Genomic DNA, 13,670 nt, shown 5'->3' on the forward strand with positions numbered 1-13,670 from the left:
ACTTGATTCTGGCCGAAGGCCGTGGGAGGGAGCCTTGCTCGCGAAGGCGTCAGTCCGGGCAATGCTGTGTCGACTGATCCACCGCTTTCGCCAGCAAGCCGGCTCCTACGGGATCTGCAGTGAGAGATCCGTAGCCGTCCGGCGAAATACTCGCTGCTCTTGATTCTGGCCGAAGGCCGTGGGAGGGAGCCTTGCTCGCGAAGGCGTCAGTCCGGGCAATGCTGCGTCGACTGATCCACCGCTTTCGCCAGCAAGCCGGCTCCTACGGGATCTGCAGTGAGAGATCCGTAGCCGTCCGGCGAAATACTCGCTGCTCTTGATTCTGGCCGAAGGCCGTGGGAGGGAGCCTTGCTCGCGAAGGCGTCAGTCCGGGCAATGCTGTGTCGACTGATCCACCGCTTTCGCCAGCAAGCCGGCTCCTACGGGCTCTGCGGTGAGAGATCTGTAGCAGTTCGGCAAAATACCGTCTGCACTTGATTCTGGCCGAAGGCCGTGGGAGGGAGCCTTGCTCGCGAAGGCGTCAGTCCGGGCAATGCTGTGTCGACTGATCCACCGCTTTCGCCAGCAAGCCGGCTCCTACGGGATCTGCGGTAAGAGATCTGTAGCAGTTCGGCAAAACACCGTCTGCACTTGATTCTGGCCGAAGGCCGTGGGAGGGAGCTCTGCTCGCGAAGGCGTCTGGCTGGACAATGCTGTAGTGACTGATCCACCGCTTTCGCGAGCAGGGCTCCCTCCCACATGGATTTTGTGGTGCGCCTGAAATATGCGCAGTACGCAAAACTTGTAGGAGCAGGCTTGCCCTGCGAGCGGCTGCGCAGCAGTCGTAAAACCTGCCGACTCGACTTTCCTGATACACCGCGTTCGCCGGTTTTACGATGACTCCGTCGCCGCTCGCAGGGCAAGCCAGCTCCTACAGGCGGCAGCGATTTTGAAGGCGCGACCACCGGCAAGCCGGACTGCTACGGAGATTACCCGCGGTTGCGGGTCACGAACGCGCGAATGCGCTCGGCGCCTTCGATGCATTCGGCCAGTGGTGCGACCAGCGCCATGCGTACACGACCGGCGCCAGGGTTGGCCCCTTCGACGTCACGAGACAGGTACGAGCCCGGCACTACGGTGACATGCTCGGCTTCAAACAGGTCGCGGCAGAAGGCCGCATCGTCGCCGCCGACATTCGGCCACAGATAGAAACTGCCGTCCGGACGCTGCACGTCCATCACCGGCGAAAGAATATCCAGCACGGCGTCGAACTTCTCGCGGTACAGGTCGCGGTTGGCACGCACGTGTTCTTCGTCGTTCCACGCGGCAACGCTGGCCAGTTGGGTCTGAACCGGCATCGCGCAGCCATGGTAGGTGCGGTACAGCAGGAACGCCTTGAGAATGTCGGCGTCGCCGGCCACGAAGCCCGAACGCAGGCCCGGCAGGTTGGAGCGCTTGGACAGACTGTGGAACACCACGCAGCGTTTGAAATCGCTGCGACCCAGCTCGGCGCAGGCGGTGAGCAGGCCCGGTGGCGGGGTCTGTTCGTCGAAATACAGCTCGCTGTAGCACTCGTCGGCGGCGATCACGAAATCGTGCTCGTCGGCCAGGGCGATCAGCTTTTTCAGGGTGTCCAGCGGGATCAGCGCGCCGGTCGGGTTACCCGGCGAGCACAGGAACAGGATCTGGCAGCGTTCCCAGATCTCGGCCGGCACGGCGTCGAAGTCCGGGTTGAAGCCATGTTCGACCAGGCACGGCAGGTAGTGCGGCTTGGCCCCGGCGAGGAACGCCGCACCTTCGTAGATCTGATAGAACGGGTTGGGGCTGACCACCAGGCCGTCATCGCTGCGATTGACCACGGTCTGGGTGAAGGCGAACAGCGCTTCGCGGGTGCCGTTGACCGGCAGCACATGCTTCGCCGCATCCAGCCAGCCCGCAGGCACGCCGAAACGACGCTCGCACCAGCCGGCGATGGCTTCGCGCAGCGCCGGGATGCCAATGGTGGTCGGGTAGACCGCCATCTTGTCGAGGTTGTCGGCCAGCGCCTTGGCGACGAACGCCGGCGAGGTGTGCTTCGGTTCACCGATGGACAGGGCGATCGGGCGCTTGTCCGGGTTGGGCGTGACGCCGCCGAGCAGGGCGCGAAGCTTTTCGAACGGGTAAGGCTGGAGCTGTTGCAGAGCGTTGTTCATGGGCAATCGTTCTCGGGGGAGCGGGGCGCCTGTAGCCGGTGAGGTGGCAGGCGCCGTTGAATCAAATCGTCAGGGCGTTCAGATGCTGATGCGCAGTTCGCCGGGTTCCTGATTGACGCTGAGTTGCTGGACGATGGCGTCCTGCAGCCGGCTGCACAGTTGCGGATCGGACAGCGGCTGGTTGTTCTCGTCGGTGAGGAAGAACACGTCTTCCACGCGTTCGCCCAGGGTGGAAATCTTGGCGTTCTGCAGCGACAGGTCGAATTCCAGGAAAATCTTGCCGATACGTGCCAGCAGACCCGGGCGGTCAGGCGCGCTGAGTTCCAGCACGGTGACTGGCCGCTGCGCGTCGTTGGAAATCGTCACCACGGGTGCAAACGCGAAATGCTTGAGCTGACGCGGCACCCGGCGCTTGATGATGGTCGGGTAGTCGTCCGGGTTGCGCAGCGCTTCGGTCAGGCCGTCGCGGATGGTCTTGATCCGCTCCAGGTTGTCGCCGATCGGGCCGCCGTCGCTGTCGAGCACGATGTAAGTGTCGAGGGTGAACTGGCTGGTGGAGGTGATGACCCGGGCGTCGTGAATGTTCAGGTTCAACTGGTCCATCGCTGCCACTGTCACGGCGAAGAAGTCGTGCTGGTCCGGTGCATAGATGAAGATCTGCGTGCCGCCTTCGAATTCGCGCTGGGTGGTTTCCTTGATCAACACCAGCGGCCCGCCGTCGGCCGGCTGCTGCAGGATCGCATCGCTGTGCCAGGCCACGTCACCAGCAGTGTGGCGCAGGAAATAGTCATCACCCAGCTGCGACCAGAGTTGCTCGACGTCGTCCGGATCGGTGCCGTTGCGCACCAGAATGTCCAGCGCGGCGCTCTGTGTGCGACGGATCTGCTCTTCGCGGTCTACCGGATTTTCCAGGCCGCGCTTGAGGGCGCGCTTGGTCTCGGTGTAGAGCTGGCGCAGCAGGCTGGCCCGCCACGAGTTCCACAGGGTCGGGTTGGTGGCGTTGATGTCGGCAATGGTCAGGACATAGAGGTAGTCCAGGTGCACTTCGTCGCCAACGAACTGGGCGAAATCGTGGATCACCTGCGGATCGGACAGGTCCTTGCGCTGGGCGGTGGTCGACATCACCAGATGGTTTTGCACCAGCCAGACGATCAACTGGGTGTCCCACGTCGGCAGGTGATGGCGGATACCGAACGCTTCGGCGTCGACCGCACCGAGCTCCGAGTGATCGCCGCCACGGCCCTTGCCGATGTCGTGGTACAGGCCGGCCAGATAGATCAATTCGGGCTTGGGCAGCTTGCCCATCAGCTTGCTGGCCAGCGGGAATTTTTCTGACATCTGCGTGTACTGCAGCTTACGCAGGTGTTTGATCAGGTTCAGTGTGTGGGCGTCGACCGTGTAGATGTGGAACAGGTCGTGCTGCATCTGCCCGACGATATGGCCGAACTCCGGCAGGTACAGGCCGAGAATGCCGTAACGGTTCATCCGCCGCAGGTTGCGGTGAATGCCGATTTCGCACTTGAACAGCTCGATGAACAGGCTGGTGTTGCGAATGTCGTTGCGGAAGTCGTCGTTGATCAGGTGCCGGTGCTCGCGCAGCAGACGGATGGTGTCGGCGCGCACACCCTTGATTTCCGGGTGCTGAGCCATCAGCACGAACATTTCCAGCATGGCGAACGGCGTACGCTTGAACACGTTCGGGTTGGTCGCCTCGATGTAGCCGTCGTGGAGCTGGAAGCGCGAGTTGATCGCTTCGGTGACGGTGTTCTGATCGTCGGAAAGGATCACTTCCTCGAAGTGCTGGATGATCAGGTCGCTGAGCTGGGCGATGCTCATGACCACCCGGTAGTACTTCTGCATGAAGCGTTCGATGGCCAGCTTGGCGTCGCTGTCCTCGTAGCCCAGCAGGCGGGCGATGTGGCTCTGGTAGTCGAACAGCAGCCGGTCTTCAGAGCGCCCCGCCAGCATGTGCAGGGCGTAGCGGACCTTCCAGAGGAATTCCTGGGACGACGCCAGCAGGTCGTTTTCGCTCTCCAGCAAAAAGCCTTCATCGGCGAGGGCGTGCAGGTTCAGGGTGCCGTACTGGCGGCGGGCTACCCAGAGAATGGTCTGGATGTCGCGCAAACCGCCTGGCGAGCCTTTGACGTTCGGCTCCAGGTTGTATTCGGTGTCGAAATACTTGTGGTGGCGGGTCTTCTGCTCGGCACGCTTGGCGAGGAAGAATTCCTTGCTCGGCCACATCTGGCCGGTGCTGGTGACGTCGAGCATGCGCTGGCGCAGGCGCTCGGGGCCGGCAATGGTGCGGCTTTCCATCAGGTTGGTGATCACCGTCAGGTCGGCGCGGGCCTCGGTGGCGCATTCATCCACCGAGCGTACGCTCTGACCGACTTCCAGGCCGATGTCCCACAGCAGGGTCAGAAAGCGTTCGATGGAATCGCGGAAGACTTCGTGATCGGCGCTGTCCAGCAGGATCAGCAGATCGATGTCGGAGTAGGGGTGCAGCTCGCCACGGCCATAGCCGCCGACTGCCAGCAGGGCGATGTCGGCGTCTTCGCTCCAGTCGAACTGCTCCCACGCCTGCTGCAGGATGTTGTCGACGAACCAGGCCCGGTCCTCGATCAGGCGGCGGATTTCCCGGCCCGATTTGAAACGCTGGTCAAGCACCTCGCGGGCCTGACGGATGGCTTTCTTGAAGGCAGCGATAGGGCTGGCCTTCAGCGCCAGTTCGGCCTGGAACTGGCCGCGATCGAACAAATCTGGGTCCACCTGCGGCATCGAACTGCTTTCCTTCTATCTATATCGACCGGATCAGGCTTGGCGGCGTGGTGATCAGGCGGAGGTGCGAGCGATGGTGTCGTCGCTGCGCAGCGTGAAGATCTCATAGCCAGTGGCGGTCACCAGAATGGTGTGTTCCCACTGCGCCGACAGCTTGCGGTCCTTGGTGATGGCTGTCCAGCCGTCGCCGAGCAGGCGGGTGTCGGCCTTGCCCTGGTTGATCATCGGCTCGATGGTGAAGGTCATGCCCTCTTTCAGCTCCATGCCGGTGCCGGCCTTGCCGTAATGCAGGACCTGCGGCTCTTCGTGGAACACCTTGCCGATGCCGTGGCCGCAGTATTCGCGGACGACCGAGAAGCCGTTCTTTTCGGCGTGCTTCTGGATCACTTCGCCGATATCGCCCAGGTGTGCGCCGGGTTTGACCAGCTCGATGCCTTTATACATGCACTCCTGAGTGACCCGGGACAGGCGCTCGGCCCATTCAGGCACCTTGCCCACGTGGAACATCTTGCTGGTGTCGCCGTGGTAGCCGTCCTTGATCACGGTCACGTCGATGTTCAGCACGTCGCCTTCCTTCAGCGGCTTCTCGTTGGGGATGCCGTGGCAGACCACATGGTTGATCGAGGTGCAGATGGATTTCGGGAAACCCTTGTAGTTCAGCGGCGCCGGGATGGCCTTCTGCTCGTTGACGATGTAGTCGTGGCAGATGCGGTCCAGCTCGTCGGTGGTCACGCCCGGTTTGACATAGGCACCGATCATTTCCAGGACTTCGGCGGCCAGACGGCCGGCGATGCGCATCTTTTCGATGTCTTCGGGGGTTTTCAGGGTCACGGACATACAAGGCTCTCTCGGCGCGGCGCGGCCGCGGCTAAAACACGGAAAAACGCGATTCTATCAGACCGCCGCCGGGCGGGTTATCATCGCTGCCTTTATACAGGGGCCGACCGTTGTGCGAACCTGTATGAGCGCGCGGACAAAAGCCGCAGGAAAACAGGACCTTGATTCGGGTTCCGTTGCCTGACCTTTTGTGATATAAAGTGCGCCGCTTTACGGGGATGCCCCCGAAAGCACAAACCCACACACGTGTCGACACGATGACCTGGGTGCCCTCGGCTCACTGCCGCTGGTTGGTCATTGGGATACGTGGAGGCCTAACCCGACTTATCAAGGAACTATCATGTCCCAAGTCAATATGCGCGATATGCTGAAGGCCGGTGTGCACTTCGGCCACCAGACCCGTTACTGGAACCCGAAAATGGGCAAGTACATTTTCGGCGCGCGTAACAAGATTCACATCATCAACCTCGAAAAAACCCTGCCTATGTTCAACGACGCTCTGACGTTCGTTGAGCGCCTGGCTCAGGGCAAGAACAAGATCCTGTTCGTCGGCACCAAGCGTTCCGCCGGCAAGATCGTTGCAGAAGAAGCAGCACGTTGCGGTTCGCCGTACGTCGACCACCGCTGGTTGGGCGGCATGCTGACCAACTTCAAGACCATCCGTGCTTCCATCAAGCGTCTGCGCGAGCTCGAAGTTCAGGCTGAAGACGGTACCTTCGCCAAGCTGACCAAGAAAGAAGCCCTGATGCGCACCCGTGATCTGGAAAAACTGGATCGCAGCCTGGGTGGTATCAAGGACATGGGCGGTCTGCCAGACGCACTGTTCGTCATCGACGTTGATCACGAGCGCATCGCGATCACCGAAGCCAACAAGCTGGGCATCCCGGTCATCGGCGTAGTCGATACCAACAGCAGCCCGGAAGGCGTTGACTACATCATCCCAGGTAACGATGACGCCATTCGCGCCATTCAGCTGTACATGGGTTCGATGGCTGACGCGGTTATCCGTGGTCGCAACAACGTTGCCGGCGGCACCGAAGTTTACGCTGAAGAAGCGGCTGTACCTGCTGCCGAGTAAGTGACGCTTAGCGTCTACTGGGCACGCAAAAAGGGGGCTACGCCCCCTTTTTGCCACCTCGAAAACCATCTGGCGCTGTGAGGGCCGAACGGTCATCTGTAGCTGCCATCATGGATTTTCAAGAATTTGAACGCCCGCCCGGCGGGTGGAATGGTTGAAGACCTATCCAAAGAGGATTTTGAAATGGCAGAGATTACTGCAGCGTTGGTCAAAGAACTGCGCGAGCGTACCGGCGAAGGCATGATGGACTGCAAGAAGGCCCTGACCAAGGCCGGCGGCGACATCGAAAAAGCCATCGACGACATGCGTGCTTCGGGCGCCATCAAGGCCGCCAAAAAGGCTGGTAACGTGGCTGCTGAAGGCTCCATCGGCGTGAAGAGCGACGGCAAGGTCGCTGTTCTGGTCGAAGTCAACTCGCAGACCGACTTCCTGGCTCTGCAGGACGACTTCAAGGCATTCGTCGCTGCCAGCGTCGAGAAGGCTTTCGCCGACAAGCTGACCACTGTCGAGCCGCTGATCGAAGCGCAAGAGCCTGCACGTCTGGCTCTGGTTGCCAAGACTGGCGAAAACGTCAACATCCGTCGTCTGGCCCGTATCGAAGGTGACGTGCTGGGTGCCTACCTGCACGGCAACAAGATCGGTGTCGTTGTTGCGCTGAAAGGCGGCGACAGCGAGCTGGCCAAGAACATCGCGATGCACGTCGCTGCCAGCAACCCTGAGTTCCTGAAGCCGGAAGAAATCTCCGCCGAAGCGATCGAGCGCGAGAAAGGCGTCTTCCTGCAACTGAACGAAGAAAAGCTGAAAGGCAAGCCTGCCGACATCGCCGAGAAGATGGTCGCTGGCCGTATCGCCAAGTTCAAGGCTGAAGCCAGCCTGGTCGAGCAGGCGTTCGTCATGAACCCTGAGGTCACTGTTGGTGCTCTGGCCAAGAAAGCCGGCGCTGAAATCGTTTCTTTCACCTACTTCAAAGTGGGCGAAGGCATCGAGAAGCCAGTTGACAACTTTGCTGAAGAAGTTGCCGCTCAAGTGGCTGCTGCCAGCAAGCAATAAGACGGTTTTTTCAACTGTCGCCCCAAAGAGGCTGCCCGCTCACGCGCGCAGCCTCTTTGTCGAAACGGCAGGATGAATTTGTTTTTTCAGGATGTGTGGCTCACAAGGCTGCACATCCTCAAGGCAGTGGCCTAGAGTTAGCGCAGGCTCAAGGCACCGCCACCCGTAAAATTTTTTTAAGATGCCGCAGGAGAGATTCGCAATGGCTCAGCAGGGCAGTGGTTATCAGGCTCGCTATAAACGCATTCTACTCAAGCTCAGCGGCGAGGCCCTGATGGGCTCGGAAGAGTTCGGTATCGATCCGAAGGTGCTGGATCGCATGGCGCTTGAAGTCGGCCAGTTGGTCGGCATAGGTGTCCAGGTCGGTCTGGTGATCGGCGGTGGCAACCTGTTCCGTGGTGCTGCGCTCAGCGCTGCCGGCATGGACCGGGTCACCGGTGACCATATGGGCATGCTGGCGACGGTGATGAACGGCCTGGCCATGCGTGACGCGCTCGAGCGTGCCAACATTTCCGCCATCGTCATGTCGGCGATTTCCATGGTTGGCGTGACTGATCACTACGACCGTCGCAAGGCCATGCGTCACCTCAACTCCAAAGAAGTGGTGATCTTCGCGGCCGGCACCGGCAATCCGTTCTTCACCACCGATTCGGCCGCCTGCCTGCGTGCCATCGAAATCGATGCGGACGTGGTGCTCAAGGCAACCAAGGTCGATGGTGTGTACACTGCCGATCCATTCAAAGACCCGCATGCCGAGAAGTTCGATCATCTGACTTACGATGAAGTGCTGGATCGCAAGCTGGGCGTAATGGATCTCACGGCCATCTGCCTGTGCCGTGACCACAAGATGCCGCTGCGTGTCTTTAACATGAACAAGCCCGGCGCCCTGCTGAACATCGTGCATGGCGGTGCGGAAGGAACCTTGATCGAGGAAGGCGAACAATGATCAACGAAATCAAGAAAGACGCTCAACAGCGCATGCAGAAATCCCTGGACTCCCTGCACCATGCATTCGGCCAGATCCGTACTGGCAAGGCGCACCCAAGTGTCCTGGGCACCGTGATGGTTCCTTACTACGGCGTGGACACTCCGCTGAGCGGCGTCGCCAACGTCACCGTGAAGGACTCGCGTACCCTGCAGGTCGTGCCGTTCGAGCGCAACATGCTGGCTGCGGTCGACAAGGCCATCGGCAGTGCCGGTCTGAACCTCAACCCGACCAACCTGGGCGAGTTGCTGCTGATCTCCATGCCGCCGCTGACCGAAGAGACCCGCAAGGGCTTCACCAAGCAGGCGCGCAGCGCGGCTGAAGATGCTCGTGTTGCCGTGCGCAACATTCGTCGTGACGCCATGGGCGATCTGAAGAAACTGGTCAAGGACAAGGAAATCAGCGAAGACGAAGAGCGTCGTGCCAGCGCTGATATCGACAAACTGATCAAGGATTTCGAGGCTCAGATCACCAAGGCCACGGAAGAAAAAGAAGCGGACCTGATGGCCGTATAAGGTCGGGAAGCTTTCATGGAAAAGACAAAGCTGGCTGTGCCGTCATCGGTGCCGCGTCATGTCGCCATCATCATGGATGGCAACAATCGCTGGGCCAAGAAACGCCTGTTGCCGGGCGTTGCCGGGCACAAGGCCGGTGTCGATGCAGTGCGGGCGGTCATCGAGGTATGCGCCGAGGCCAAGGTCGAGGTGCTGACCCTGTTCGCTTTCTCCAGTGAGAACTGGCAGCGCCCGGCCGAAGAAGTCGGTGCGCTGATGGAGCTGTTTTTCACGGCCTTGCGCCGTGAAACCAAGCGCCTCAACGAGAACGGCATCAGTTTGCGCATCATCGGCGACCGTTCGCGTTTTCATCCCGAGTTGCAGGCGGCTATCCGCGAAGCGGAAGCGGCCACGGCCGGAAACAGCCGCTTTGTCCTGCAGATCGCCGCCAACTACGGCGGTCAATGGGACATTGCCCAGGCCGCACAGCGTCTGGCGCGTGAGGTTCAGGCCGGGCATCTGCGTCCGGAAGACATTACGCCAGAGCTGTTGCAGACCTGCCTGGCCACGGGCGACCTGCCGTTGCCCGACCTGTGCATCCGCACCGGTGGTGAACATCGCATCAGTAACTTTCTGCTGTGGCAGCTGGCGTATGCCGAGCTGTACTTCTCCGACCTGTTCTGGCCGGACTTCAAACACGACGCCATGCGCCATGCGCTGGCCGATTTCGCTTCGCGCCAGCGCCGCTTCGGGAAAACCAGCGAGCAGGTCGAAGCCGGAGCCCGTGCTTAATGCTCAAACAACGAATCATCACTGCGTTGATCCTGGCGCCACTGGCCCTATGCGGATTTTTTCTGCTGGAAGGTGGCAGCTTTGCATTGTTCATCGCTGCGGTCGTCGTGCTGGGGGCGTGGGAATGGGCGCGTCTGGCCGGTTTTCAGGCTCAGTCGTCGCGAGTGCTTTACGCCGTCGTGGTGGCGGTATTGCTGTTCCTGCTTTATCTCCTGCCAGGTCTGGCGCCATGGATTCTGGTGGCGGCACTGCTCTGGTGGCTGGCGGCGACCTGGCTGGTACTGACCTATCCGGAGTCCAGCGAGCACTGGTCGAGTGCCATCTACAAGCTGGCTATCGGCCTGCTGATTCTCCTGCCGGCCTGGCAGGGGCTGGTTCTGATCAAGCAGTGGCCGCTGGGTAACTGGTTGATCCTGTCGGTAATGGTTCTGGTATGGGGTGCCGATATCGGTGCCTACTTCTCCGGCAAGGCCTTCGGCAAGCGCAAGCTGGCGCCAAAAGTCAGCCCCGGCAAGAGCTGGGAAGGTCTCTACGGTGGCCTGATCGCCTGTCTGGTGATCACTGCAGTGGTGGGGGTGGTGCGCGGCTGGTCGTTCTCCGGCTTCTTCTTCTCGCTGCTGGGAGCGGCCATCGTGGTGCTGGTTTCCGTGGTAGGCGATCTCACCGAAAGCATGTTCAAGCGTACTGCCGGGATCAAGGACAGCAGCAACCTGCTGCCGGGTCATGGTGGCGTGCTGGACCGCATCGACAGTCTGACAGCGGCCATTCCGGTATTCGCACTGCTGCTTTGGGCGGCTGACTGGGGCGTAATGTGAACGGGCCTCAGCAAATTACCGTCCTTGGCGCCACCGGTTCGGTGGGGTTGAGTACCCTGGATGTCATCGCTCGTCATCCTTCGCGTTATCAGGTGTTTGCCCTGACCGGCTTCACGCGTCTGGCTGAGTTGCTGGCGCTGTGTGTGCGTCACGTGCCGCAGTTTGCCGTGGTGCCTACCGCCGTTGCGGCGCGGCAGTTGCAGGACGATCTGCGTGCGGCCGGACTGGAAACCCGTGTGCTGGTAGGGGAGGAGGGGCTTTGCGAAGTCTCTGCCCATCCGCAGGTCGATACCGTACTGGCGGCGATTGTCGGGGCGGCCGGTCTGCGTCCGACCCTGGCGGCCGTCGAGGCGGGCAAGAAGGTGCTGCTGGCCAACAAGGAGTCGCTGGTCATGTCCGGCGCCTTGTTCATGCAGGCCGTTCGTCGCAGTGGCACCGTGCTGCTGCCGCTGGACAGCGAGCACAACGCGATTTTCCAGTGCCTGCCGGGCAATTACGCCAACGGTCTGACCAGTGTTGGTGCTCGACGCATTCTGCTGACGGCTTCCGGCGGTCCGTTCCGCCAGACACCGCTGGCTGATCTGGAGCACGTCACGCCGGAGCAGGCCTGCGCGCACCCGAACTGGTCCATGGGACGCAAGATTTCCGTGGATTCGGCGAGCATGATGAACAAGGGTCTCGAACTCATCGAGGCTTGCTGGCTGTTCGATACTACGCCAGCCAAGGTCGAGGTGGTGATCCACCCGCAAAGCGTCATTCATTCGATGGTCGACTATGTCGATGGCTCGGTGCTCGCGCAGCTCGGTAACCCGGACATGCGCACGCCGATCGCCCACGCGCTGGCGTGGCCGGAGCGAATCGACTCCGGAGTTGCCCCGCTGGATATCTTCAAGGTGGCGCGCCTGGACTTCCAGGCACCGGACGAAGTGCGCTTCCCTTGCCTGCGTCTGGCGCGGCAAGCTGCGGAAACCGGTGGCAGCGCCCCGGCGGTGCTGAACGCCGTCAACGAAGTCGCCGTGGCTGCGTTTCTGGATCGAAGGATTCGTTTTCCGGAAATCGCGGGTATGATCGATGAAGTCCTGAATCTTGAGCCGGTCGTCGCTGTCAACGAGCTGGAAACAGTGTTCGAAGTCGACGCCCGGGCTCGCTCGCTGGCCGGGCAGTGGCTCGGTCGGCATGGTCGATAAACGGCAGATGCCATACGGAAAAGGTCAATCGAGGCGGGCTGCGTATGCCGGCAGCGATGAGCCGATCCCCGGAGAACTGCGATGAGCGCGCTATACATGATTGTCGGCACCCTGATTGCCTTGGGTGTGCTGGTTACCTTTCACGAATTCGGCCACTTCTGGGTGGCGCGGCGTTGTGGGGTCAAGGTGCTGCGGTTCTCTGTAGGCTTCGGCATGCCACTGTTGCGCTGGCATGATCGCAAGGGGACCGAATATGTCGTGGCCGCCATTCCGTTGGGCGGTTACGTGAAAATGCTCGACGAACGGGAGGGTGATGTCCCTGCCGATCAGGTCGATCAGGCCTTCAATCGCAAATCCGTTTACCAGCGCATCGCCATCGTCATCGCCGGCCCGGTCGCCAACTTCCTGTTGGCGATTGTATTTTTCTGGGTACTCGCCATGCTCGGCAGCCAGCAGGTGCGCCCGGTCATCGGCGGCGTCGAAGCAGGCAGTATTGCTGAGAGAGCAGGGTTGGCTTCGGGCCAGGAAATCGTTTCGGTGGACGGTGAAGCCACCAGCGGCTGGGCAGCGGTCAACTTGCAACTGGTACGTCGTCTCGGTGAGACCGGCAGCATTGCGCTGAAGGTGCGCGAGCAGGGCTCGGATGTCGACAGCCCGCGTTCGCTGGTGCTGGACAACTGGCTCAAGGGTGCCGACGAGCCCGATCCGATCCGCTCTCTGGGCATTCGTCCGTGGCGTCCGGCGTTGCCGCCGGTGCTGGCCGAACTCGATCCCAAAGGTCCGGCTCAGGCGGCGGGGCTGAAAACCGGCGACCGTCTGTTGGCGCTCGATGGCAGCGCGCTGAATGACTGGCAGCAAGTGGTGGATCAGGTTCGTGTCCGCCCTGATACACGCATTTCTCTGCATATCGACCGTGACGGCGTGCAACTGGATGTGCCGGTGACGCTGGTTGCGCGGGGTGAAGGCAAGGCCGCGACAGGCTATCTGGGCGCCGGCGTCAAAGGCGTCGACTGGCCGCCGGAGATGCTCCGCGAAGTCAGCTACGGGCCGCTGGCTGCGGTGGCAGAGGGCGCGCGACGTACCTGGACAATGAGCGTTCTGACCCTCGATTCGCTGAAGAAAATGTTGTTCGGCGAGCTCTCGGTAAAAAACTTGAGCGGACCGATAACCATTGCTAAAGTGGCGGGCGCTTCGGCCCAGTCAGGTGTAGGTGACTTCTTGAATTTCCTCGCTTATCTGAGCATAAGCCTGGGGGTTCTCAATTTGCTGCCCATTCCAGTGTTGGACGGGGGGCACTTGCTGTTTTATCTGATCGAGTGGGCGCGTGGTCGTCCGCTGTCGGAAAAGGTTCAGGGCTGGGGGATGCAGATCGGTATCAGTCTGGTGGTCGGAGTCATGTTGCTCGCACTGGTGAACGATCTGGGACGCCTGTAAAAAGCTACGCCGAATTGTGAATCTGCCGCATTTTGCGGCAGTTTGTTTATTG

At 61.0% G+C, this 13,670-nt stretch carries 11 protein-coding genes; 8 read left to right on the forward strand and 3 right to left on the reverse strand.

The genetic code is table 11. From position 1 onward, the window contains the following. Nucleotides 1-968: 968 nt before the first annotated feature. The 3 genes from dapC to map form a co-directional block, all read right to left on the reverse strand. Nucleotides 969-2,171, reverse strand: coding sequence for a succinyldiaminopimelate transaminase (gene dapC / locus ACIPL0_RS12235; RefSeq protein ID WP_400596900.1), 1,203 nt, complete (start codon nt 2,169-2,171; stop codon nt 969-971). A 78-nt stretch (nt 2,172-2,249) separates the two neighbouring features. Beyond that, on the reverse strand, nt 2,250-4,946 hold the full coding sequence (locus ACIPL0_RS12240) for a [protein-PII] uridylyltransferase (protein ID WP_400596901.1): 2,697 nt from the start codon (nt 4,944-4,946) through the stop codon (nt 2,250-2,252). 54 nt (nt 4,947-5,000) lie between these two features. Beyond that, nucleotides 5,001-5,783: a type I methionyl aminopeptidase gene (gene map / locus ACIPL0_RS12245; protein WP_400596902.1), complete on the reverse strand. Its 783-nt coding sequence runs from the start codon at nt 5,781-5,783 to the stop codon at nt 5,001-5,003. A gap of 340 nt (nt 5,784-6,123) precedes the next feature. On the opposite strand from map, the gene rpsB reads away from it, so the two are divergent. The 8 genes from rpsB to rseP all read left to right on the forward strand — a co-directional run bounded on the left by rpsB (nt 6,124) and on the right by rseP (nt 13,618). Further along, a complete protein-coding gene (gene rpsB, locus ACIPL0_RS12250) occupies nt 6,124-6,861 on the forward strand; it encodes a 30S ribosomal protein S2 (protein WP_400596903.1) in 738 nt (245 codons plus the stop codon). A gap of 183 nt (nt 6,862-7,044) precedes the next feature. Beyond that, complete coding sequence (gene tsf, locus ACIPL0_RS12255; RefSeq protein ID WP_400596905.1) at nt 7,045-7,911, forward strand: translation elongation factor Ts; 867 nt, start codon at nt 7,045-7,047, stop codon at nt 7,909-7,911. Between the two features lie 202 nt (nt 7,912-8,113). After that, the gene (gene pyrH, locus ACIPL0_RS12260) at nt 8,114-8,857 is read left to right on the forward strand and encodes a UMP kinase (RefSeq protein WP_007924076.1); all 744 of its coding nucleotides are present in this window, start codon (nt 8,114-8,116) and stop codon (nt 8,855-8,857) included. Next, nucleotides 8,854-9,411, forward strand: coding sequence for a ribosome recycling factor (gene frr, locus ACIPL0_RS12265; protein WP_400596907.1), 558 nt, complete (start codon nt 8,854-8,856; stop codon nt 9,409-9,411). The genes pyrH and frr overlap by 4 nt, the downstream gene beginning before the upstream one ends. A gap of 15 nt (nt 9,412-9,426) precedes the next feature. Continuing rightward, nucleotides 9,427-10,182 carry a polyprenyl diphosphate synthase gene (gene uppS / locus ACIPL0_RS12270; RefSeq protein ID WP_400596908.1) on the forward strand — a complete coding sequence of 252 codons (756 nt, stop codon included), beginning with the start codon at nt 9,427-9,429 and terminating at the stop codon, nt 10,180-10,182. Then, nucleotides 10,182-10,997: a phosphatidate cytidylyltransferase gene (locus ACIPL0_RS12275; protein ID WP_400596909.1), complete on the forward strand. Its 816-nt coding sequence runs from the start codon at nt 10,182-10,184 to the stop codon at nt 10,995-10,997. The genes uppS and ACIPL0_RS12275 overlap by 1 nt, the downstream gene beginning before the upstream one ends. Then, nucleotides 10,994-12,184, forward strand: a complete 1,191-nt coding sequence (ispC, locus tag ACIPL0_RS12280) for a 1-deoxy-D-xylulose-5-phosphate reductoisomerase (RefSeq protein WP_400596910.1) — start codon at nt 10,994-10,996, stop codon at nt 12,182-12,184. The genes ACIPL0_RS12275 and ispC overlap by 4 nt, the downstream gene beginning before the upstream one ends. 81 nt (nt 12,185-12,265) lie before the next feature. Then, complete coding sequence (rseP, locus tag ACIPL0_RS12285; protein ID WP_400596911.1) at nt 12,266-13,618, forward strand: sigma E protease regulator RseP; 1,353 nt, start codon at nt 12,266-12,268, stop codon at nt 13,616-13,618. Nucleotides 13,619-13,670 lie beyond the last annotated feature (52 nt).

Origin of the sequence: Pseudomonas sp. NPDC090208 (genome assembly GCF_044746785.1) — a bacterium.
In the GTDB taxonomy this organism is placed as follows: Bacteria; Pseudomonadota; Gammaproteobacteria; order Pseudomonadales; family Pseudomonadaceae; genus Aquipseudomonas.

What these genes read in the sequence shown, in the direction of transcription:
- rpsB (WP_400596903.1), top strand. Translation starts at nt 6,124, where the DNA reads ATGTCCCAAGTCAATATGCGCGATATGCTGAAGGCCGGTGTGCACTTC.
- dapC (WP_400596900.1), bottom strand. Translation starts at nt 2,171, where the DNA reads ATGAACAACGCTCTGCAACAGCTCCAGCCTTACCCGTTCGAAAAGCTT.
- map (WP_400596902.1), bottom strand. Translation starts at nt 5,783, where the DNA reads ATGTCCGTGACCCTGAAAACCCCCGAAGACATCGAAAAGATGCGCATC.
- frr (WP_400596907.1), top strand. Translation starts at nt 8,854, where the DNA reads ATGATCAACGAAATCAAGAAAGACGCTCAACAGCGCATGCAGAAATCC.
- ACIPL0_RS12275 (WP_400596909.1), top strand. Translation starts at nt 10,182, where the DNA reads ATGCTCAAACAACGAATCATCACTGCGTTGATCCTGGCGCCACTGGCC.
- ACIPL0_RS12240 (WP_400596901.1), bottom strand. Translation starts at nt 4,946, where the DNA reads ATGCCGCAGGTGGACCCAGATTTGTTCGATCGCGGCCAGTTCCAGGCC.
- rseP (WP_400596911.1), top strand. Translation starts at nt 12,266, where the DNA reads ATGAGCGCGCTATACATGATTGTCGGCACCCTGATTGCCTTGGGTGTG.
- uppS (WP_400596908.1), top strand. Translation starts at nt 9,427, where the DNA reads ATGGAAAAGACAAAGCTGGCTGTGCCGTCATCGGTGCCGCGTCATGTC.
- tsf (WP_400596905.1), top strand. Translation starts at nt 7,045, where the DNA reads ATGGCAGAGATTACTGCAGCGTTGGTCAAAGAACTGCGCGAGCGTACC.
- pyrH (WP_007924076.1), top strand. Translation starts at nt 8,114, where the DNA reads ATGGCTCAGCAGGGCAGTGGTTATCAGGCTCGCTATAAACGCATTCTA.